This window comes from Paradesertivirga mongoliensis (assembly GCF_024436395.1).
GTDB lineage: Bacteria > Bacteroidota > Bacteroidia > Sphingobacteriales > Sphingobacteriaceae > Paradesertivirga > Paradesertivirga mongoliensis.
The window spans coordinates 103897-122945 of sequence record NZ_JAFMZO010000002.1 but is presented as its reverse complement, the minus strand read 5'-3'; the positions used below and the strand labels follow the sequence as shown (position 1 = coordinate 122945).

The following is a 19049-nucleotide window of genomic DNA, read 5'->3' as shown; positions in this document are numbered from 1 at the left end:
TTAAGCCTTAACTTATATATCCCGCCAAGTTCCCGAATCACTCGAAAAACCGAAAGGACATACAAACAAGAACTCAAACACATAGCCGTATAACTGATGCGCCGGGAAGTTCATTGGCTCGTACGCATTGTCGTTAATAACGAAATTGATTCGCTTACCAGCGACAATCTTATTTTCGCGGGCATCTTTATTCATCCGGGCCAGAAAGCTGATCCCGATCGATTTGCTACGATCGCGCGCCTGCCTAACTTCCTCGGGCGTTTTAGCCTGGCACAATACCGTAAAGCTTCCAACCGGGCTATCTGTATAATTAGCCGAGCCGTTACCACTTACCATTCCCGCAGGAGCATCCAATATGAAAGCAGGATACTGAATCTGGTTTCTAAAAGCATTATCAATTTCATCCGTGTTATCCGGATTATCTAAATAGAAAAACGCCTTTTTACCATCTACCTCGTGGTTAATATCAAGGCTCTGACGGCACAAGTTTTCAAAATAATCGATATACTGCTGCTCTTCCATTACCTTAACTTACTTTGTATGCGTTTTTGTTCAAGTTCTAAAGCTTCAGAAGTAATCACCACATGATTTAAAAAATCATACAGCAATGCTTTCTCAGTTTCGGCCTTGGTGCCAAACTTGCTGCCCGCAACAGAAAGGATTATCCCGTTAAAGTCAAACAAGCCATCGCCTGCTGTGGCCTTTCCCTTAGGTAGGTTATCCAGGTAGTTTTCACGGATAAATAGCCGTATACCCTCATAATTCAACAGGATGGCATGGCGCATCTTCCGCGAAAGCGATCTCATGCGTTTAGCCCGCTGCATCACCGCATGTTCGCTCATCGGCTCCCGTATATCATTATCTATTACACCCTTCCGCTTTGGGCGATAAAGAGTAGCAATCAACAGATCCAAGAAATCATTCGCCTTTTCCCTTTCACCTTTCACCTTTAACCTCTCAAATGCCTGGTAATACAACTCCAATGCTCTATACTCCGCAATGGTGCAATTGGCCAGCCTGTCATCCGGACCGTATAACTTCTGTGTGCCCTTAAACAGCGACCAGATTGATAGTTCTTTTATAATCCATCGGGTAAGCGTATTCTTACCAAACAAAAACCGAAGGGTAGGAGCCAGTTGTACTTTTTGCGAGTCTGGGATCTTCTTAAACAAATCAAACGGGATTCGGTAGAAAATGATCATCACCGCTCTAACCAGGTCATCCACGTTCAGCTTCTTTAAGCAAAGCGCCGCCCAGGCAACCAGCTGCTGTTCGGTAAACTCATTAAAGTTTTCCGGAGCAGAGAACTTATAAGGTTTCCCCGTTTTCTGATCGATGGCTATAAGTTTGTTCATTTACAATATCCCAATAGTGTCTAATCGGATGCCCCGAATCTTTCAATCGCTGCAGATAAGATTCAACAGCATTATTATCTCTCGTATTCAGCTTGTCCCGTATGTCAAAAATCTGCAGGCTGGTTAGGTTGTATTTTTTAGCCAGGGCAACCACCTCTGCACAATCATCAAAAATGTCCTTCTCGTAAACCCACCAGCCCATCATCCCGAAGCATTAAAAGAACTTTATCCTGATGATATACAGCACGGCTCCGGCGAACGGCACCCCAGCCAGAAAGTACATCCACCACGGCACCCCTGTCGAAACCTTTTTTACGATCGTAATGATCTGCTTTTCCTTTATCTGAGTAGTAGTAAGCGTGCGAATGGTCAGAACCTTTTTTGATACTTTTTCCTTCTTATTCGTCTTCTCCTTATTGTTGTTGATGTCGGTTGTCTTGCGCCTGGTCTCGATAGTATCGCCACCTTTTTTTATAGTGGTCTCTTCTACAATGCGGATAATGCTGTTGTCAGTACTCTTAGCTTCCGATTTCGAAACCTTGCTTTCATCAAGAGATTCAAGCTTATTAACCGTTGCCGAAAGATCCACTGTTCGTTGCTCGTTTTCACGATGTTTCTTTTGGGATTTACAAGCCGACAAGCCAATTGAAAAGAGCAGCGCAACCGCCACCAACGCCAGTAGTTTATTTTTCATCACCGATTATTTTAAAGCCTTGTTTAACTTTTCGGTCGATACCTGCAATCGATCGAGCTTTGCCGTGAAGGCATCCACAGATTTGCCCACATCTTTAATGTCATTGCTTTGTGGCGGTTGGTACCGTACAGATCCACCGGCAAAAAGGCAGATCAACAGCATGCATACCAGTAGTTTTTTCATCGTTATTTATTTTGTTGTGAAATACTATTCAAGGCACTATCCACCCGCACGGTCGTTTCTTCGGCTTTGTTCGAAGCCCGGTCCATCTTCTGCAACGTCGGGTTTACATAGTCTATCATTTTCTCATAAAGCTTCTCCTGCATCTTATCTTTCTCAGTATAGAGCCTGTCGACTTTGTTATACAGAAACCAGTTAGATATCAGCGAGATCGACAAAAAGCCTATCATAATTCCCGACCGCAGCCATTTCGGAATGTGGAATACATTAAATTCATTCTCTTGCGCGCTTCCGGGCATGTTTTTCATAGGTATTATTCAATAGTGATGTAAATCTTTTCTCCTTCGCTTGCCGTCTTAAGCTTCTGCATAAAGGCCTCGAATGCCAGCCGACTTTCGCCGATCCAGTTTTTTCCCTGCGATGATCCCAGCAGAATGCATCCCTCAGTATCGGCAGCAGTATTACCCGGATGGATGCGCACACCTTCAAACCCTGGAACCTGCAGTAATAAGGGAAGTTGCTTTTTAAAGCGATTGCTGAAGTTGACAATCACTTCGTATTTTCCTGCCGGGATAGCCGTTTTAGCGTAGACTTTCGCTGCTAGAATCGTCCTCAATGGCTGAGCTTTCGCCAAACCTCTGTCTTTATCTTCCAGTGTAAAACATTGGCGGATGTCGTTAACAAAAAGCACTCCTATAGTCGATTCGTCGGTTCTAAGCTTCCGCTGAACTTTTAATTCCATATCATCACATTAAATAAACATTGCTATCCGGATCATTCACCACCACCTCAGTAGGAGCGGTGTACCCGGTCAGATTAGCGACATTATCCTTCAAGAAAATGCGAAGCCGTTCCAGATCGGATTCATAATCGCAGGCCAACTGCTGCATCACCGGTTTAAGCCGGTCGAGCTCTGCCGGGTCGCGGTTCTCCACGTTTCCAGAAATACCTCCAACAGTATCACGGTGCACGTACGATCCGGTGGCTTCCACATCAACCAGTCCGTAAGTAATTCCTTTACGGATGGCATTCGAACCAATTACATGGCGAATTTTGGTAACCAGCGTTTTTTCGGTAGGTGTAAGGTTATTAGCAAGAAACTTTGTTCGGATATCAGTTAGCAGATCATCACCCAGCATATTGAAGATGATCGTTTCCTCTTCTTTACTGATGATTGCTTTTAACCTGGTATACAGCGCAGCCGTTACCGGGATTTTTTGCGGAAACTCCCGCGAAGTATTAATAAACCTCGAACGGTTCTCAACCCGCTCATCCGACGCCGCATAAATCGCGAAGTCCGCAATATTCGCTTCCAGGAAAGAAACCGCCAGCTCCAACGAATTATGAGCGCTGTTAAAAGCCTGACGTTTAAAACTTATCAGCTTTTTATCAGAAGCAGGTCGTTTGGTGGTGCTAGTTAAAACAGCGATACCGGCATTGTCGATAATCAGTCCGCCATTATCAGAATAATAGTGCAGGGCAAAGTTTACACAAGCCTTCTGCAGAGCCAGCAAAAGCGTTTTCTCCTTGCTGCCATCCGCATAATCAGCCTTACCAGCCACAAGCGCGTCAAATGCCGCACGCCCAATAGCCGGAATAAGGTGATTATTTTCAGCATCATCAATAAAAGACTGTATGCTCGCAACCTCCAACTGAGTGGTAATGCTGCTGTTATGCCGTTTAATCTCGGCGTTAGTATCAATTAAGCTCATTTGCCTGCGCCCTCCTTAGCTGGGTTGGTAGTAACCGGATTCGTTTCTTTAGAAGTGGCGTGTGCTTTATCGAGGGTCTCTAATTCAATTTCGAGAACCTTGAAACGCAGGTTAGGATATCTGTTTAGCCATCCATTAAATTCCGCAATGAAGTATAGCGGCTCGAATAAAACTTCTCTGTAAGGAGTTAATTGAGCAACGAAGATGTTAAAGGCAATACGTTTATCCGATGAAGAGGATCCGTTGTTGGTCTTACCCGGTCCATCACCAACCAAAGCAGGGTCAGTGCCAAGCCCGCGCATGCCGTGCATACTCGCCTCGTTGCTATCTTCAAGATGTTGCCCATCTTTCAAAGCATCCATTATCGGCTCAAGCTTCCAGCCTGGTATAATGTTGCCGTGGTCGTCAACGCCAACTTCGAAAAGCACGGTCTTACCAGCATTTGCTGTACCCGTTAATGTTTTTTCAATCTCCGCAACTTTTAATTTCTTCTTTTCAAGCCTTTCATCCGGCGTCATTTGATGCCATGTAGGATAAATAGAAGGCCAGTAATTAACCGGGATATGCAAAATCCACTTTGCAGAGAGGATCTTCTGCATAAGCGAAGCTTTCATTTCAGGAATCAGCTGCTTGATATCATACCACTTCGAAAAAAGAAATGAGTGGTAAGGCGTAGACGGATAATAAGCTTTGCCCGGACTTGGATAATTGATCGGGAAAACACATCTCCGAATCCGTTTATCCTCTTTTAATTTCTCAGCCGCCAATGGATCATAAGGATCCACCACCGGAAACTTCATAGTTGTAGGGTCAGATTCTTTCGCATCCGGCCAGTTCGAAGCAACGTAGCAAACTGTTATATTCCCTTTCGGATTTTGCTTACTCCACCGGCACCAGCTGGCATCGTGTGTGCCCAGATAAGCGATCTTATCCATTCCCGCATTCTTAATCAAATCCGGAAACGGCATTCCAAACCAGCTAAAATCTACACACGCCTCGCGCCAGTAACGCTTGAAAGTTCTGGCGGCAATAAAATTGTTTATCTCAGGGTCGTTAATCCGTACAACATCAAAATCTTTCTTCTCCTTATTCCATACCAGATCAACAGCAACCACCTCCCGACCTTGCAACGCACGGCCTTTCCAATCCAACAGAGGCGGCAACTCAGTATCTTTCTCAACCCGCTCAATTACCTGTTGAGGGAAATCATTATCCTCACCCCAGAAAGCAACATTACTGCTGCCACCTTCATTTGGCCTCTCAGGCTTCGGGCTTTTAGGTGCAACAATCAGCTCATCAGCACCCATGTTCACGATAATACCGTGTTCACCGAGCATTGCTAAACCGTTACCGATATATTCTATCTTACTCATTGCGCAACCTGTTTACCGTTAAATTTTCTAGCAAGTAGAGGATGGAAGGTTATAATCCGGTCGCTATCCTGATGACGGATATTGCGGGTAAAATTTCTACCATGGTTCGGGTTTCTGGCGGTCTTTCTATCAGAAGGACCGCCAACAAACACCGCTCTGTCAAGAGTAATTATTTCACCTCCGGTATTATTTCTGAGGTTGCAGGTAACAAACTCAATTTCAAAAGGCTTGAACTGTCCGTTCTCCTCTCTTTCCATCATTTCGTTAAGCATATCTGCAACTCTTATAATCTCCATTGATACCAAAAATCACACTTCACGCACCCGCACGAAAGGACAGGTAAAAGCATCACATTTCATTGCAACCAAAAGATTTACAACTATTTGTGTATCAATTAACTAACTAAGAGACAGGCAAAAAACAGTTACGTGCTCAGAATATCGACCCCGACACGCACTATCGGGGAGGGAAAGGTTTTGGCACAGATTTGGGGGTATATGAAAGCCTATTCGGACTTCCTCGGTGGAATCGCTTTCAATTCTCTTAATCGTTCAACAAGCAGCACAAAGTATTCCCCCACAGCTTCGGTGAATCGGTTGTATTGGTCTCGGTCGACCTTAATAGAGTCTCCTAGATTGTAAGCTACCCAAGGACAGCTTTTAATAAAATGTCTATCTGCAATAGATCCTCTATGTAAGAGGACGTTCCTAATTTGGCTTAGCTCGAAAATTGTTTTTGAAACCTCTTCTGTCATAGGTCCAGATAAGCCTATTGGTTTTAATAATGATTCAAACCTTGTTACACCATATTGAATTCCTATTGTTATCGATTTTTCATATTGCTGGAATAAGTAATCATAACGGTCATCATCATCTAAGTTATAATATTCGGCAACTGTGATCTTTAGATTTGAAACTTCTTTTATTTCTGTCAAGTTGTTATGTCGAAAGTAGGTAATTACTATGCGTTTAATGCAGGCCTCGAGATTTGAATATAACATGATTGATGCTTGAGAATAAAGGAAAGGGTATCCTTGATCTTCTTCTTCTTCTGCTAGCTTAGCATGTCTATTAATTATCTCCTCGAAGTCCTCGCCTTGGTTGTGGTCAATATTAATACCTTTTAATGCTTCTACTAGCCCAGGGAATTTTTGGTTTAACCCCAATCCGACTACAACAACTGTGGCCATGTTTTGAAGTTTGTTGACGTCATCGAGTAGATCGGTAAGTACCTTCAATATGCCATCATAATTTCTGGCCTTCTCAGAGTCGTTTGTGCGCATGTTTTTCACACAATATACGAGAAGTGCCCAAAAACATCAAACCGTTATAATATCCGTAACAGGCATCTCATAGCCATACTCCGTCCTAAATCTTCCGACGTACAACGTTTCCCAGGCATCGCCAAGGTGAGGCGCATCTTGTGGACGTACTTTTGAGTTCTTATTCTCACTGCTCTTATCCTTCTTAAACACATTGCCAACCTTCTTAACGCCGGTTTGTTGCAGAGAGATCAGCAGCTGTTCGGCATTATCGCGATTGAAGCGTGCAGGCTTGAACTTGCGGTCCTTCTCCTTAAATACTTCTTCCCATAATCGGTACCGGATATCGTGTTCAGGAGTCTGGCCGATGTAATGTTTATTCACTACCCACTTATTCTTTCGGAGTTGATTAGTTACTACCTCGTGCAAGGTTTCGAGCCTGGTCGAATCAGTTACATTAGCGGTGTGATCATAGTAGTAGTTCACCTCTTTGCGCTCATGGAACTGGTAATACTCACAGAACTCATCAACCAGGTCAGACAGCACCTTCCTATCTGCAGCCAGCACAAACATTGATTTGAGGGTTGGATAGAAATTCGCTTTATCCTGACCGATCACCAGGCTTTTAATAGCTGCGTTATAATCGAATGCTATATCTAAGGCTTTCGTGCGGTCTAAGTCGCCATCTTTGCGACAATCCTTAATTACACCATCGGGAAGGTACAAGCCCAGATTATCGATGTGGTTATAGTTATAGTTGAAATACCCATGCAACTCCAAATCCAACATGTGAAAGAAGCCATCAGGTACCGCAATATTCTTCAGGTTCAGGATTGAAGTATCATAAACCATCTGCGGCAGCTCACGTTCCCACTGCTTAAACTTTTCCGGGCCGAGGATCTGAATATTCTCAAGCGTTGAAGCTTCAGAGTACCAGACCAAACCTTTCCGCAATTCATTTAAAGCAATGTAATAGTTTGTTAATTTCCGCCTTAAATAGTCTTTTCTTGGCCTTGTGGTGCGTTCATGTTGGTATTCCAAATACATTTTATTGTATTCTATCTGCAGGCCTACCACTTGCGACACCCTTTCCATATCTACCTGCTCAGCTTTTTCAAGAATCCACTTCGCCTGCTGTTTGGTAGGCATATCGGTGAACATTGTAACCGAATGGTGCTCGCTCATGTGGCCGAACAAGTTGTCGTTACCACGATTCGCCGGCACAACCTCCTCTACATACTGAGCAAAGTTTAAGAACTTCACCTCATCCGCAACAACCGCATCCATTGTCTTGGCGTTGGCCAGTCCCGGCCGATCTTGCGAGATCAGGTAAAACACATGCCCCGTATACCAGAAAATATAGTGCTGCGGATCCATCACCTTGTAAATCGGATCCGGAATGTTTAATTTCTTCGGTGGGCGCTGGCGAACCCAATAATGAACATCTTTTATATAACCGCGGGCCTCCCACGATTTAAACAGCGGGGGGAGCGTCCTGTCTAAATGTTGCATGTAAGTGGCAGCAACTACGCCCGTAGTACCGCGAGGCATCACTGTTGCCTGGTGCGAAGTTCGTTTTGATATCGGGCCGTCGGTCTTACCCGTTGCCCGACCCCAAACGCCGTACTCTTCATTGGCTTGTACGAGCTCAGATATTTTTTGCGGACGATTAAGCCAAACTTTCCGCTCTTCAGTTACCATCTGGCACCTCCTCGGCGATATCAGCTTCCGAAATCATCTTATCCAGCTTCGTTTTCTTCCGTCTAGCCAGTATATCAGCAACTAGTTGATCAGGATTCTCAACCTTCGTGAACGCATCGTTCAATTCGCTCGGATCCGCAACAATTGCGAGGTGAGGCAGCTGCACCTGGTGATAGGCAGGCGCATCGATATCATCTTTCTTGTGGCCTTTAATTTCATTAAGTTCTTTAAAGAACGCATGTGCAGATTTATAATCGCCAGCTGCCCTGGCTTCAAACATCATCTGTTCGCCCCATTCAATATAAACTCCTCTTCCGAATTCCTTTTCATCCTTCGATTGGTCAGGAAGAAAAAATCGTTTAGCACTGGCAATATCGTTGTAGGCAGTGCGAAAAGAGATTTTATAGTATTCAACTAAAAATTCAGCAATCTCATTGTATTTGTAAGGGAGAGTTATTTCATTCTTCCCCCTTTTTACCAGATGACCTTCTCGTATCATCGCATTAACCTGCTTCCAGCGTTCAAGCATTCGAGCCAGGTCTTCCGGCAGTTCATTTATTTTGTGATCAAGCCAATATTTCAGGATGATATCAAAAGCGGTTTCTCCCTTAATATCCTTCGGCTTGAGCAATCCCGCTAACTGTGGAATCATCCTTCACCTCCCTTCAAAACTTCCAACTCCTTCCGTTTCTCCTCAATCAGCTTCAAGGTTTTCTCCCGGTCTTTATATCCGGGCTTTTTCAAGCGAGAATTCGCACGACTGATACATTGATAAATCAGCTGCATCTTCTCCTCCCGGGATTTCTCAGGCACCACCTCAACCACCTCAAAGCAACCATGCTCATCATAGTAATCGATCAGCATCCAGAGTTCCTGCTTTTTGTCCCAGAGTTTAAGCAGTTGCTTAGCCGTTTGGTGCAGCACTACCTGGTTGCTCTCGTAATTGAGGAGAAACTTGTTGTTATCGATTTGTAAAAGGATTTTATCCCGCTCGGCTTTTAACGCAAGGTATTTGCGCATATCGGCCGCACGCTGCGTTTCGGAGATGGCAGACTTCTGTTTTCCATTAATACGAATATTAACCTTTACCTCTTCCTTCGGCGCTTCTCCTTCACCTTTCACCTTTAACCTTTCAGCTTGCGCCTCCACACTGGCAGGTGTGCCAGGCGCCAAGCCTTCCAGCTCTTCGCCCAGCTTTTTTACGTTGTATGGCGTTGGACCTGCTTTAAGCAGCGTTCTAAAAAACGAGTTAGTGCCGTACTTTTGGTAAAGCTCGGCACCCTTGGTAAAATCTCTCTCAGAATGAAGCCACGCATTGATATCCTGCATGGCATAAAGGTGGTGATGGATAGATAGGAAGGAAAGGACAGGTTACCCTTTAGGTATATTTCTTACTGCGGTCAATAACATCTGGTGAAAATCGTTTATATGCATGGTTGAAAAAGGTGGGTCCTTTCTTAAAGTGTTCATAAGTTCCCCCATTGTAGGCGAATGGTTTAAAATTGTATCAACTGTCCAGTTTCGCTCTATTAAAGCGTTCTCCAACATCGTGGACAGCAGCCTTTGGTTATGTGATTCTATTCTAGAAGATACATTAATTCTAGTGCTTGGAGCCTTTAACCTGTTTATGTCTTGCTTAATTTCATCTAAATAATTAAATACCGCTTCAATGTCCAGTGGTTTCTCGTCGAGCCTTTGTGGCTTGAATGTTCCAAACGATTGTAAAAACGTACTATAATTCGGGTCTTTACTCTTTTCATAGGTTCCGTTGATCTTAGCTTTCAAATCTTCCTTAAAGGCGAGAATCTTGTGAAAATGTAAATCTCGTGGATATGAGAGATGTTCTATGGGAGATGTGTCAAAACTGTAATCAGTTTGATCATCTTTTACGACAATCGTCGGTTTATCGAACGCCAGACGCATCCCAAGCTCAAACATAACATTTGGGTTTTTCGCACTGACGTCGCATATAACAAGTTCGTTTTGGTACAGGTTAGAAACGATCCTCTGTTGAATGATTCCACTTTCTTCAGCATAACTTACTAGGTTCGCCTCAAAACCTTCACCCTCTATGGCCTCTTGTAGTATTAGCAGGACGTCGGCCCAATGGTTTGCAGGGTAACTGTCTATTGACGCAATCGGCATAATTATACCGCATTTTGGCTTTTTCGACGTTTTCTTTTTAGTCCCGTCTTCTTTAACTTCTGTTGTTGCCATTCTGATAGGTTAAGAGGACCAAAGTAAGAATTAATCCGGCGGATTTATCATACAAAAAAATCCCACTCACCTTGCGATGAGCGGGACTTAACTAACCAATTATAAACCTAAATTATGAAGAGACTTTCTTACCAGCTTTTTTCACTTTCCGCAGATACCTGGTTCCCGCAGCCACAAGCCTTTCGGCCTGCTCTTCGGTCATAGTCCGGAAATCTACCATACCAATGCGACTGTGCAATACCGGCAGATGAGTGTTTATCACCTCAAACTTACCTTTGATCAGCGCACTGATTTCAAAATTTAGCTTAGCCATACATTAAGGCGCTGGTGCAGGTACTTCGCCTTTGTAAACATACACAGGCATAATACCGTACGATTGAAACGTTACTTTGCTTCCCACTTCTCCGGTAGGTCCAACACCAGTACCGCCAGCAATGTCCATAACTTTAGCCGTTAAGCCTTCGCTACCTACCTGCCAGAATTCGCCACTACCATCGTTTTTCTGAATCAACAGAATACCGCGATAGTTTTTAATGGCACCAGCTGTACCAAGGGATGCAGCAGAGTTATCGGGTACAAACACCTCGACACCCTGTTCGAAGATCTTAGAAAGCTGCTCACCTGCAAGCTTCCAATTAATGCCCGATTTCTCGAACATCGGAGTGATGCGTATAGGTGCTTTGCCAGCTTTCAATACGTGGTCGGTGGTGATTTCCACCAGGCTCTCCGCCGTAGTGCCTGCGGGATCAGGTTTTTTTAATCCTGTACCATCCACAAAGAAGCTAAGTGGAATAAAGTATCCCACTTCCGAAACTCCGGAAGGGTTTTCTTTGCCATCGCCAAAATTCATGGCGAGGTTTGTTATAGTTGCGTAATCCATCAGATTAATCCTCCAATACTTTTACAGCACCCGACTTGAATTTAACCAGCACCTTTAACTTCGCCTGGTCTTTTGCAAGTTCTTCCTTTGTTAAACCATCAACACCGAATAAAACCTCAACAGTTTTACCGTCAACCTTTGCTGTTAATTTCTTTGGAAGGGCATCTTCCAACTGATTCGCTTTTTTTACTGCATCTTCTGCAATTTGCTCAGCGTCAGCCTTTGCCTTTTCGGCAACTTTCAACTTTTCCTTAGTTTCAGAAAGCTCTTTTTTTAGCTCCTCGATGTGAGCAACTGCAGCTTCAACAGTTTCAAATTTTGTGTTTGCCATTTGGATATAAATTAGCCCCGGATTGAACCGGGGCAATAAATTAATCTGTTAGTTATCCCTCGTCAGTCATTACAACCTCTTCCGCATCCTGGTAATTGAAACCAATTACTCCAGCCACACCCATTTTCAAAGTGTAAACATCAGGGATTACGTTAACCTCATTGAAGTCGCTCAATAGGTCTGTACCGATTTGGAAGTTGTCGATAGGACCGGAAAACATAGGATCACCAGTCTTCATCCAGGTAGCAGGAACAATCCTGCCTTTTTTGCTGGTATTAGCCAGGTACATCCTTCCGCTGCCATCATTCTCGGTGTACTTACCAACTTTGTTTTCAAAGTCGTCCATCAACTCTTCAACACGACTGGTTGGAGCGTAGATATTTACACCTAATGCTTTACGAGCATCAGAATGACCGCGGAACAATTCTTTAAATAAAGGATAAGCATCTTTACCAGCGGCAGAAACAACTTTCGTGATTTCGGCAGCTGCACGACCTGCAATCAGCTTTACTCCCAAACCTTCGCAGATTGCAAGAGCGTTAGACTCAGTCCACTTTGCAGGATGTGTTGAAGGACTTTCACCTGCCAAGGTTGCGGTTTTACAAACGAAGTACTGCATCTCGTTATTAAGCGTGAACTTAATTTTCGCACCAACAGCATAGGTTATTCCAGCGTTAAACGCCGCGAAAGCTGCTTTACCTACACCGTTAAAGGCTGTTAGGTTGTTGAATATAGCCGCATCGCTTTCCAACACCGTTTTGATGGTGAAAGCCTCAAAAGGAATCTTATTGTTCTTAGAACTTTCACCGGCTCCACGCTCGTAAGCAAAGTGTGATGTGCGGTATTTACGAGGATCCACAATTAAATCCCTTTGAAAAGGCTCAACAGTTAAAGTCCGTGGCTCGTAGTCCAGATCATCACCCACGGGGTTAAATACACCAGTATAAGGCTTCGGCCCGTTTTTAACAGTTAAACGGGTGCTTACCAAGATATTTTTTACGTTAGGTATCAGTGAGATATCCTTCGCAATATCCATGGAGTTGAAAAGCTTTGCCTGTAACCCCTTAGCTACCTTACCAATGTAAGTACTGATTTTAGAAATATCCGGAGATACATCGGCAGAAAACACACCCGGCATCTCACGTTTCGGCAGGGCAACGAACAGCGCAAATAAGGCTATTCCAATCAATGGATTAAAAGCGGTTGCCAAAAGGCTCACCACTAGTAAACACTTAAAAAAATCGAATAAATTTTTCATACGTATTATTATTAAGGGATTAGGTTGAACAATGCATTAATTGAATTCATCTCCTTGTCCATGGCCGTTAGAACTTCTTCATCCTTTTTACCATCGCCCGGAGTTTCATCCGTTTCTTCAGTACTAGGTGCAGTCGGATCAGTAACCACCGCATCCAATTTCTTTTTCTGCTCCGCGATTGTAGCTTCCAAGCCAGCAATCTTAGCCACCTGAGCCTCTAAACCAGTAACCTTATCAGCCGAAGCCTTTAATGTTACAATCTCAGCTTCCAACCCTTCCACTTTTGCAGCGGCATCCATGGTTTCTTTTAAATCGGCATCCAAAACGATAGACACGCCTTTTATTCCTTCAGCTTCGATTTCCTCTTGTACTGGCTTAAGCTGATCAGCAGTAAGGTCGGCCACTGCTACTTTAGCCAGGGCGGACAGAGTTTTGAATTTGTTTGTAGTTAATAATCCCATATCGGTTTTTTGTGAATTCGTAGGTAAATTTGATTTGTAGAGGGCCGCAACTTTATCGAACGACATATTGGTGATGTTCTCGGGCACTTCTGCCTCCGACTCATAATCCTCAACCGTTGCAAAACCAAACGCTTCCGTTTCCTGAGCGCTTAACCAGTGGTCTTTATAATCGAAAAATTGCTTTTGGATTTCTTCAACCGTTTTTCCGGAGGCATCCGAATAGAAGCCAGCCAACACCGTGTCGAATGTTTTAAGATAGTCGGCAGTATCTTGCATATCCTGGCTGTTGCCCCATGCAATTGTACTGGCGCTGTGAATCATGGTAACCGACTGTTTTGCCAAATGGCGTTTGCCAGTTTTTGCACTGCATAAAATAGCCGAACCCATACTGGCCGCTAAACCGTCGTTCCAGGTATGGATATCCAGTTTGCTGGATTTAATGGCATTACAAATACCTAAACCATCAAACACGCTACCGCCAACCGAATTGATATGCACGTCAACCCGCGAAATACCTTTACCTTCCAGTACGGTAAGCTCGCGAACAAAACGATCTGCTGTTAATGGAGAATCAGTCCAGTAATCGCCTATAATACCATATAAGTAAATTTTAGCCGATTTCTCAGCCGCGTTGCTAACGACTAAGTGAAGAGGTTTTTTCATTGAAGCGGTTGATCATGTTTGAATTCTGACTCTTAAAAATCTTGAACTCAAAAATCATCAACCGCGAGGAGGAGGGAAAGGACAGGGAAAATGGTATATTTACATACCTAAATATATGAAAGAACTAGTTGATGAAGTCCGGACCGGGGTTCGGGAGCGGCTTCGAAATCCTTTTGTTGGTGCCTTTTTTCTATCATGGATTGTGGTGAATTGGAAGGCAATATTCACTATCCTATTTTCCAAAAAACCGATAGAAGAGAGTATTCCCTATGTAACAGAAAACTTTGCAGGGATTGACTTACTTTTGGTTTGGCCGCTTACATTAGCGATAGTCTATCTTATCGGATTACCGTACATAAACTGGCTTTTAGAAGCGATTCTCACTCACTCATCCGAAAAACGTGCTATTATTTCAACCAGTCAAGAGATACGAAGAATTTCCAGGGGGACATCTATTGAGGTTGCGAAAATCGAACAAGAAAAGGCGAAAGCCGAACACCAAAGTCGCGATCAGCTAAACAAAGAGGTAGAGGACTTAAAGTCTCTTCTAAAAGCAGCTACAGAAAATGCAGCGAAGGAGAGAAAGGATTATACCGATGTAATTAAAGAATTACAGGAGCAGAATTTAAAAGCTCAGGAAGGTCGTTTACTTATAAGTGAGCAATATGAGAAGCGTCTTACTACACTCCAAGATAATTTAACTGTACAGACGCAGGCGAATGAACGCATATCGGAGCATAATAAGAAGAACGAACATTCTTACCTTTCAGAGATAAAAAAATTAGGCGACGAAATAAAGGTCCTTAAGGCGACGAATGAAGCTCTCGTAAATGATCTTCAGAAAGAGTCTAATAGGGGTCTTGGTATAGATCGTCCAAACTCTTCATCACCACATAATAGTTCTACGGCTAACATGGATTCCATTGCTGAAACGGCTACAATTTTTGGCATGTCTGAGCTTAGTAAAAAAGTAGGGTTAGACGCATTAATTCAGCCTAAAAAAAAGAAATAGAATCTATTCCTTAAAAGCCCTAAACACCTGCTCCGTCTTAAACCGCAGCTCCGTTCCATTCTCAGCAGTAAAGCCCTCGCCCGTACCGCCGCTCGTTTCCAGCGTAACCGCGTAACCAGGCGCACCAATTATCCTCACCTTACCATTCATATCAACCGTGCGTACAACCGCCACCTGACCAAGAAACGGATCCAGCTCGTTCTCATCCTCTTCGTTCCAGTGCGGCATAAACATGCGGCCGGCATAGTCGTGGATAATCCCGTTAGGAGAATCTATTTTTCTAACCGACAAACTTCCGCTGCCTTCTTTAAATGGGATTCGGGTCCAACCTTTACCGTCGTGAAAAACAACAGGGTTAAAACCGCTAAAATCTGTGTGCATTGCAATTTCGGCCGAGGCCAGCGAGCTGATGTTATCGCCTTCGTGGTATTCCATGGTTATAAGTAAAAATTAAAAAGTTAAAAGTCAAAAGCCCAGCGCGAACTGCACCGGCGCAGCCACCATCTGCACCACCTTAGCCTGCTTGCCTTTCGGCTCTTCCGAATACTCAATAGTAACAGTCGGGGTAAATGGCTCTATTTGCTTAGTCCGATCGTTCATACGTTCGCGCTCGCGGTAATACCAGCGTTTTACATTTCCAAACGGAAGCTCATCCTCACTAAAGCCGTAAAAATCCAGAAAGCGTTGAATGTTGTAATCCACCACCATATCGGTAGCGTTGGGGTGGTGGCACCAGCGGTACAGCTCGTCGTGAATCATATCATCAACGGCATCATTAAATTTCTTTAAATCTTCGTTCGAGATATACGCACCGTTTTTATTGTAGATAGACGAACCGATATAAACCGGAAAGCCCAGGTAGTTAATATTATCAATAAGCTTTTGCGATGGCCGTACCGTCCCCGGGTCTTTCTTTGCAAACTTCTGCAGCATCTTTAACAGTAGCAGAGGCACGTAACCGCGCATCGATACAACTATTAATTGCCCGAACTGTATTTCGAGATACTTTTTAATGTGTGGCTTTACCGGGATAAGAATTTTTGCGTCCATGACAGTTCATAGCGCAACGATGGGGGAATACTGTGGGGGAAAAGGACGTTATAAATGTAAAATTTATTTATCATCAAAGCAAAAACAAAATTGGTGGGTAGTTTTGTGTATGGGGAAATATAAGTTCAGGAAGATGTATTTTGTCTGTAAAGATAAACAGGTGATAAGCCCTGATGTTCAAATGACCAATGCTTACCAATCTAAAGATACCGCCGACGCTGTTTGTAAACAGCAGCAACGGGATTATAAATATTTATGGGAGACAGCTATATCGAAAAAAACGGTAGAGGGTTTTTACCTGGTGCCCGAAGCGCTGTTTGAAGAAGTGCTCAAAAAGTGGGTCGAAGAATAGCTTAAACAAACCGAAGAATTAATTATTATTGTAATTATGGAACCTTACGATGAGCCTTTCTATGTTCAACATGGCGATTATTCATTTCAAGTGATACCGAACACTGGTACAGAGCCCCTTGATTCCGAATTTCTAGTTTTGCTCGGTGGTGTAAAAGTTGGAGATTTAACGATGGATGAAAACGAACAATGGCAGTGGAACGACAGCAACATGACGGATGCTGATGCCGAAGCCATTGGCCGTGGTATTGAATCACATTACGATTAAAATATGTGCGGCAGAGTAGCGGTACCCGAGCGGGATCTTTTATTAGAAGCGTATAATCTCAAGCCCACCGGTAGGGAGTGGGTAAAGGATATTAACGTGCCACCCACCGGCGGAGTTCCGGTTATCGCTAACGATAGCCCCGGCGAGCTTGATTTTATGAGCTGGTCGCTGCTGCCTTGGTATACAAAGGCAGATCCCGCAACCGGTAAACCCATACATAACATTTCCACCTTTAACGCCCGGTACGACAAGCTCTTCGAATCGAAGCTATGGAAGCCATTGCTCGGGAAAAACCATTGCGTTGTGATTACCGATGGTTATTACGAATGGGAGGAGTTAGATGAATGGGCCGACGAGAAAAAGAAGAAGAAGAAAAAGCAACCACATTTCATTCGTGCCAAGAATCAAGACTTTACCCTGCTTGCTGGCCTGTATTCGCCATGGATAAATAAAGTAACCGGCGAAGTAATCAAGACCTGCGCAGTTATAACTCATGATGCTGTTGAAGCCTGGGGAAAGATTCACGATAGAATGCCGGCTTTCTTGACTGACGAAGGATCATCCATCTGGCTAAATAAAGAATTATCTTTAGAGGAGCGGCTCAAAGTAATACAACCCAAACCCGAAGACTTTCTCGAATCGTTTAAAATAGATCAGGTTGGGAATAGGGAAGAATTTGAACACGTAGTATTTAAATAATGGAATTCGGATTTCTACCATCTACTGATCTTGATACTATTGATTTCTCATTGCCAGAAGGCGACGACTCCATATTACCAGGTCAGGCAAGCCCTGATTTTAAATTTTACTTCGGCGCTGCCCGCTGGGGACGTAAAGAATGGGTTGGTACACTTTATCCTGAACGATTAAAAGAATCTTTATTTTTCGATGAATACCTTAAGCACTTTAATTACATCGAATTAAACGCAGTATTCTATCAACTGCCCAAAGCAGATCAGGTTCGAATCTGGGCAGAGAAAGCCAAGCCATATCCAGATTTCAAGTTTACACCTAAGATCAGCAGGGAGATCACGCACATCAGGCGATTAAAAAACGCACAGGCCGCTACCAATAACTTTATTGAAGTGATTTCAGAGTTCGGTGCCGCCTTAGGACCTTGCTTCTTTCAATTAAGCGATAATTTTGCATCAAAGCATTTTGATGTACTAGAAGAGTATTTGGTTTCGCTGCCAGAAGACTTTAAATGCAACGTTGAGTTTAGACATCCCGACTGGTTTGAGCCTGAAGTTTTCCGGCGAATCACCGATCTGCTAACCGATTTAAACATTGGTTTAATCATTACCGACTCAGCCGGCCGGCGCGATGTGGTGCATACTAGTTTAACAACCGACAGCGTGCATATCCGGTTCAATGGCTATAGCAACCATCCAACCGACCGCCAGCGCATGGAAGCATGGCGTGATAAAATTCTAAACTGGAAAGCAAAAGGCATTAAGGAAGTTTATTTTACCCTCAATCAGTGGGAAAACGATGCTTTTTATGTATCACAACTCACCGCCCGCGAAGTTTTTAAAGACTTACTCGTATAGTTCCTGGCACTTATCACAATAATAAATCACCCGCGATCCTAATTTCTCAGCAATCACCGGCATTTTATCCCGCGGACATTCCTCGCGTTTATAGATCACCAGGTTCTCATCCTGCACGCCGGCTTTCTTCCATTCAAACATCCGGAACATAAACGTAACGCAGGCCTCAATAATCTCCATCAGTTTATCATCGTCAATAGCGTTTACTTTGCTTAGCGGATGCACACCCACTAAAAAAAGCACTTCATTCCGGATCTTGTTGCCAATGCCGGCGAACAGGTTCTGATCGATCAGCGCATCCACAATTGCTAGCTTTGGTTTTTTCTTAAGATCAGAGAGTGCCAGTTTCTTATCAAACCGCTCGTTCATCACCTCCCGCCTAAAATCATATGCTTCTTCCAATGGTTCTTCAATTAACCTGGTATCGCAAGCATAAAAGTTCAGTTCTCCTTTCTGGAATTCGAGGCCAAGATGTAAAATGCCGTTTTTGTGATTGTTGATGGTATACGAACCAAATAGCATCAGGTGCACCCTGAGCGTAAAATCCGGAAAACAAATCAGCAGCTCCTTGCCAAAAGTTTTAACCGCAGTAACCGGCTGGCCCACCAGTCGCGACTTATCAAACTTCGATGCCTTTCCCTCGGCACTCAATACTTTCTGACCAATAAACTGTTTGGTTTGCTCTGCGAGGAGTAATACGGTAGGGGCTTCTGGCATTTCTTTTTAACAGGG

28 protein-coding genes are annotated in these 19049 nt (G+C 43.7%); 5 read left to right on the top strand and 23 right to left on the bottom strand.

Translation table 11 applies throughout. The features are described 5' to 3' along the window. Positions 1-12 precede the first annotated feature (12 nt). The 20 genes from J3P43_RS06420 to J3P43_RS06325 all read right to left on the bottom strand — a co-directional run bounded on the left by J3P43_RS06420 (position 13) and on the right by J3P43_RS06325 (position 14086). Entirely contained in the window at positions 13-522 is a 510-nt protein-coding gene (locus J3P43_RS06420) for a hypothetical protein (RefSeq protein ID WP_255900484.1), read from the bottom strand. After that, positions 522-1355 carry a hypothetical protein gene (locus J3P43_RS06415; protein WP_255900482.1) on the bottom strand — a complete coding sequence of 278 codons (834 nt, stop codon included), beginning with the start codon at positions 1353-1355 and terminating at the stop codon, positions 522-524. The genes J3P43_RS06420 and J3P43_RS06415 overlap by 1 nt, the downstream gene beginning before the upstream one ends. Beyond that, positions 1309-1560 carry a hypothetical protein gene (locus J3P43_RS06410; RefSeq protein ID WP_255900479.1) on the bottom strand — a complete coding sequence of 84 codons (252 nt, stop codon included), beginning with the start codon at positions 1558-1560 and terminating at the stop codon, positions 1309-1311. Before J3P43_RS06410 ends, J3P43_RS06415 begins: the two co-directional genes overlap by 47 nt. 9 nt (positions 1561-1569) lie before the next feature. Then, positions 1570-2049: a hypothetical protein gene (locus J3P43_RS06405; RefSeq protein ID WP_255900476.1), complete on the bottom strand. Its 480-nt coding sequence runs from the start codon at positions 2047-2049 to the stop codon at positions 1570-1572. Positions 2050-2055: 6 nt separating this feature from the next. Next, entirely contained in the window at positions 2056-2232 is a 177-nt protein-coding gene (locus J3P43_RS06400; RefSeq protein WP_255900473.1) for a hypothetical protein, read from the bottom strand. A 2-nt stretch (positions 2233-2234) separates the two neighbouring features. Beyond that, on the bottom strand, positions 2235-2537 hold the full coding sequence (locus J3P43_RS06395; protein ID WP_255900470.1) for a hypothetical protein: 303 nt from the start codon (positions 2535-2537) through the stop codon (positions 2235-2237). 5 nt (positions 2538-2542) lie between these two features. Further along, complete coding sequence (locus tag J3P43_RS06390) at positions 2543-2971, bottom strand: DUF5675 family protein (RefSeq protein ID WP_255900467.1); 429 nt, start codon at positions 2969-2971, stop codon at positions 2543-2545. A 4-nt stretch (positions 2972-2975) separates the two neighbouring features. After that, positions 2976-3941: a DUF6712 family protein gene (locus J3P43_RS06385; RefSeq protein WP_255900464.1), complete on the bottom strand. Its 966-nt coding sequence runs from the start codon at positions 3939-3941 to the stop codon at positions 2976-2978. Then, complete coding sequence (locus J3P43_RS06380) at positions 3938-5314, bottom strand: hypothetical protein (protein WP_255900462.1); 1377 nt, start codon at positions 5312-5314, stop codon at positions 3938-3940. Before J3P43_RS06380 ends, J3P43_RS06385 begins: the two co-directional genes overlap by 4 nt. Further along, positions 5311-5610: a hypothetical protein gene (locus tag J3P43_RS06375; protein WP_255900460.1), complete on the bottom strand. Its 300-nt coding sequence runs from the start codon at positions 5608-5610 to the stop codon at positions 5311-5313. The genes J3P43_RS06380 and J3P43_RS06375 overlap by 4 nt, the downstream gene beginning before the upstream one ends. 209 nt (positions 5611-5819) lie before the next feature. Next, positions 5820-6596 (bottom strand): hypothetical protein, encoded by a 777-nt coding sequence (locus J3P43_RS06370; RefSeq protein ID WP_255900458.1) that lies wholly within the window; start codon positions 6594-6596, stop codon positions 5820-5822. Positions 6597-6632: 36 nt separating this feature from the next. After that, positions 6633-8276 carry a hypothetical protein gene (locus tag J3P43_RS06365; RefSeq protein ID WP_255900456.1) on the bottom strand — a complete coding sequence of 548 codons (1644 nt, stop codon included), beginning with the start codon at positions 8274-8276 and terminating at the stop codon, positions 6633-6635. Further along, a complete protein-coding gene (locus J3P43_RS06360) occupies positions 8266-8928 on the bottom strand; it encodes a hypothetical protein (protein ID WP_255900454.1) in 663 nt (220 codons plus the stop codon). The genes J3P43_RS06365 and J3P43_RS06360 overlap by 11 nt, the downstream gene beginning before the upstream one ends. Then, complete coding sequence (locus J3P43_RS06355; RefSeq protein WP_255900452.1) at positions 8925-9605, bottom strand: hypothetical protein; 681 nt, start codon at positions 9603-9605, stop codon at positions 8925-8927. The genes J3P43_RS06360 and J3P43_RS06355 overlap by 4 nt, the downstream gene beginning before the upstream one ends. Positions 9606-9647: 42 nt before the next feature. After that, positions 9648-10493, bottom strand: a complete 846-nt coding sequence (locus J3P43_RS06350) for a hypothetical protein (protein WP_255900450.1) — start codon at positions 10491-10493, stop codon at positions 9648-9650. A gap of 112 nt (positions 10494-10605) precedes the next feature. Beyond that, on the bottom strand, positions 10606-10806 hold the full coding sequence (locus J3P43_RS06345; protein ID WP_255900448.1) for a hypothetical protein: 201 nt from the start codon (positions 10804-10806) through the stop codon (positions 10606-10608). 3 nt (positions 10807-10809) lie between these two features. After that, the gene (locus J3P43_RS06340; RefSeq protein WP_255900445.1) at positions 10810-11373 is read right to left on the bottom strand and encodes a hypothetical protein; all 564 of its coding nucleotides are present in this window, start codon (positions 11371-11373) and stop codon (positions 10810-10812) included. Between the two features lie 4 nt (positions 11374-11377). After that, positions 11378-11704, bottom strand: coding sequence for a hypothetical protein (locus tag J3P43_RS06335; RefSeq protein WP_255900443.1), 327 nt, complete (start codon positions 11702-11704; stop codon positions 11378-11380). A 52-nt stretch (positions 11705-11756) separates the two neighbouring features. Beyond that, a complete protein-coding gene (locus J3P43_RS06330) occupies positions 11757-12962 on the bottom strand; it encodes a hypothetical protein (protein ID WP_255900440.1) in 1206 nt (401 codons plus the stop codon). A gap of 11 nt (positions 12963-12973) precedes the next feature. Next, positions 12974-14086, bottom strand: coding sequence for a head maturation protease, ClpP-related (locus tag J3P43_RS06325; protein ID WP_255900438.1), 1113 nt, complete (start codon positions 14084-14086; stop codon positions 12974-12976). Between the two features lie 115 nt (positions 14087-14201). On the opposite strand from J3P43_RS06325, the gene J3P43_RS06320 reads away from it, so the two are divergent. Continuing rightward, positions 14202-15098 (top strand): hypothetical protein, encoded by an 897-nt coding sequence (locus J3P43_RS06320; protein ID WP_255900436.1) that lies wholly within the window; start codon positions 14202-14204, stop codon positions 15096-15098. A 3-nt stretch (positions 15099-15101) separates the two neighbouring features. Here J3P43_RS06320 and J3P43_RS06315 read toward each other — a convergent pair whose 3' ends face one another. Both J3P43_RS06315 and J3P43_RS06310 read right to left on the bottom strand, forming a co-directional pair. Continuing rightward, positions 15102-15533 carry a hypothetical protein gene (locus tag J3P43_RS06315; RefSeq protein WP_255900434.1) on the bottom strand — a complete coding sequence of 144 codons (432 nt, stop codon included), beginning with the start codon at positions 15531-15533 and terminating at the stop codon, positions 15102-15104. A 30-nt stretch (positions 15534-15563) separates the two neighbouring features. Further along, the gene (locus J3P43_RS06310; protein ID WP_255900432.1) at positions 15564-16148 is read right to left on the bottom strand and encodes a hypothetical protein; all 585 of its coding nucleotides are present in this window, start codon (positions 16146-16148) and stop codon (positions 15564-15566) included. 109 nt (positions 16149-16257) lie between these two features. Between J3P43_RS06310 and J3P43_RS06305 the strand changes: the two genes are divergently transcribed. From J3P43_RS06305 to J3P43_RS06290, 4 genes are read left to right on the top strand one after another with little or no spacing between them, the layout of a single operon-like run. Further along, positions 16258-16500, top strand: a complete 243-nt coding sequence (locus J3P43_RS06305) for a hypothetical protein (RefSeq protein WP_255900430.1) — start codon at positions 16258-16260, stop codon at positions 16498-16500. A gap of 36 nt (positions 16501-16536) precedes the next feature. Continuing rightward, positions 16537-16767: a hypothetical protein gene (locus J3P43_RS06300; RefSeq protein ID WP_255900428.1), complete on the top strand. Its 231-nt coding sequence runs from the start codon at positions 16537-16539 to the stop codon at positions 16765-16767. Positions 16768-16770: 3 nt separating this feature from the next. Continuing rightward, entirely contained in the window at positions 16771-17466 is a 696-nt protein-coding gene (locus tag J3P43_RS06295) for an SOS response-associated peptidase (protein ID WP_255900426.1), read from the top strand. Then, positions 17466-18317, top strand: coding sequence for a DUF72 domain-containing protein (locus tag J3P43_RS06290; protein WP_255900424.1), 852 nt, complete (start codon positions 17466-17468; stop codon positions 18315-18317). Before J3P43_RS06295 ends, J3P43_RS06290 begins: the two co-directional genes overlap by 1 nt. Here the strand turns inward: J3P43_RS06290 and J3P43_RS06285 are convergent. Further along, the gene (locus J3P43_RS06285) at positions 18306-19034 is read right to left on the bottom strand and encodes a DNA-formamidopyrimidine glycosylase family protein (RefSeq protein ID WP_255900422.1); all 729 of its coding nucleotides are present in this window, start codon (positions 19032-19034) and stop codon (positions 18306-18308) included. The genes J3P43_RS06290 and J3P43_RS06285 overlap by 12 nt on opposite strands. Positions 19035-19049: the final 15 nt, after the last annotated feature.

Bases quoted from the DNA above. Each gene is read 5' to 3' on its own strand.
- J3P43_RS06325 (WP_255900438.1), bottom strand. From the start codon at position 14,086: ATGAAAAAACCTCTTCACTTAGTCGTTAGCAACGCGGCTGAGAAATCG.
- J3P43_RS06370 (WP_255900458.1), bottom strand. From the start codon at position 6,596: ATGCGCACAAACGACTCTGAGAAGGCCAGAAATTATGATGGCATATTG.
- J3P43_RS06335 (WP_255900443.1), bottom strand. From the start codon at position 11,704: ATGGCAAACACAAAATTTGAAACTGTTGAAGCTGCAGTTGCTCACATC.
- J3P43_RS06405 (WP_255900476.1), bottom strand. From the start codon at position 2,049: ATGAAAAATAAACTACTGGCGTTGGTGGCGGTTGCGCTGCTCTTTTCA.
- J3P43_RS06285 (WP_255900422.1), bottom strand. From the start codon at position 19,034: ATGCCAGAAGCCCCTACCGTATTACTCCTCGCAGAGCAAACCAAACAG.
- J3P43_RS06365 (WP_255900456.1), bottom strand. From the start codon at position 8,276: ATGGTAACTGAAGAGCGGAAAGTTTGGCTTAATCGTCCGCAAAAAATA.
- J3P43_RS06310 (WP_255900432.1), bottom strand. From the start codon at position 16,148: ATGGACGCAAAAATTCTTATCCCGGTAAAGCCACACATTAAAAAGTAT.
- J3P43_RS06320 (WP_255900436.1), top strand. From the start codon at position 14,202: ATGAAAGAACTAGTTGATGAAGTCCGGACCGGGGTTCGGGAGCGGCTT.
- J3P43_RS06410 (WP_255900479.1), bottom strand. From the start codon at position 1,560: ATGATGGGCTGGTGGGTTTACGAGAAGGACATTTTTGATGATTGTGCA.
- J3P43_RS06345 (WP_255900448.1), bottom strand. From the start codon at position 10,806: ATGGCTAAGCTAAATTTTGAAATCAGTGCGCTGATCAAAGGTAAGTTT.
- J3P43_RS06315 (WP_255900434.1), bottom strand. From the start codon at position 15,533: ATGGAATACCACGAAGGCGATAACATCAGCTCGCTGGCCTCGGCCGAA.
- J3P43_RS06420 (WP_255900484.1), bottom strand. From the start codon at position 522: ATGGAAGAGCAGCAGTATATCGATTATTTTGAAAACTTGTGCCGTCAG.
- J3P43_RS06355 (WP_255900452.1), bottom strand. From the start codon at position 9,605: ATGCAGGATATCAATGCGTGGCTTCATTCTGAGAGAGATTTTACCAAG.
- J3P43_RS06330 (WP_255900440.1), bottom strand. From the start codon at position 12,962: ATGAAAAATTTATTCGATTTTTTTAAGTGTTTACTAGTGGTGAGCCTT.
- J3P43_RS06380 (WP_255900462.1), bottom strand. From the start codon at position 5,314: ATGAGTAAGATAGAATATATCGGTAACGGTTTAGCAATGCTCGGTGAA.
- J3P43_RS06300 (WP_255900428.1), top strand. From the start codon at position 16,537: ATGGAACCTTACGATGAGCCTTTCTATGTTCAACATGGCGATTATTCA.
- J3P43_RS06290 (WP_255900424.1), top strand. From the start codon at position 17,466: ATGGAATTCGGATTTCTACCATCTACTGATCTTGATACTATTGATTTC.
- J3P43_RS06295 (WP_255900426.1), top strand. From the start codon at position 16,771: ATGTGCGGCAGAGTAGCGGTACCCGAGCGGGATCTTTTATTAGAAGCG.
- J3P43_RS06390 (WP_255900467.1), bottom strand. From the start codon at position 2,971: ATGGAATTAAAAGTTCAGCGGAAGCTTAGAACCGACGAATCGACTATA.
- J3P43_RS06400 (WP_255900473.1), bottom strand. From the start codon at position 2,232: ATGAAAAAACTACTGGTATGCATGCTGTTGATCTGCCTTTTTGCCGGT.
- J3P43_RS06360 (WP_255900454.1), bottom strand. From the start codon at position 8,928: ATGATTCCACAGTTAGCGGGATTGCTCAAGCCGAAGGATATTAAGGGA.
- J3P43_RS06305 (WP_255900430.1), top strand. From the start codon at position 16,258: ATGGGGAAATATAAGTTCAGGAAGATGTATTTTGTCTGTAAAGATAAA.
- J3P43_RS06350 (WP_255900450.1), bottom strand. From the start codon at position 10,493: ATGGCAACAACAGAAGTTAAAGAAGACGGGACTAAAAAGAAAACGTCG.
- J3P43_RS06340 (WP_255900445.1), bottom strand. From the start codon at position 11,373: ATGGATTACGCAACTATAACAAACCTCGCCATGAATTTTGGCGATGGC.
- J3P43_RS06415 (WP_255900482.1), bottom strand. From the start codon at position 1,355: ATGAACAAACTTATAGCCATCGATCAGAAAACGGGGAAACCTTATAAG.
- J3P43_RS06375 (WP_255900460.1), bottom strand. From the start codon at position 5,610: ATGGAGATTATAAGAGTTGCAGATATGCTTAACGAAATGATGGAAAGA.
- J3P43_RS06395 (WP_255900470.1), bottom strand. From the start codon at position 2,537: ATGAAAAACATGCCCGGAAGCGCGCAAGAGAATGAATTTAATGTATTC.
- J3P43_RS06385 (WP_255900464.1), bottom strand. From the start codon at position 3,941: ATGAGCTTAATTGATACTAACGCCGAGATTAAACGGCATAACAGCAGC.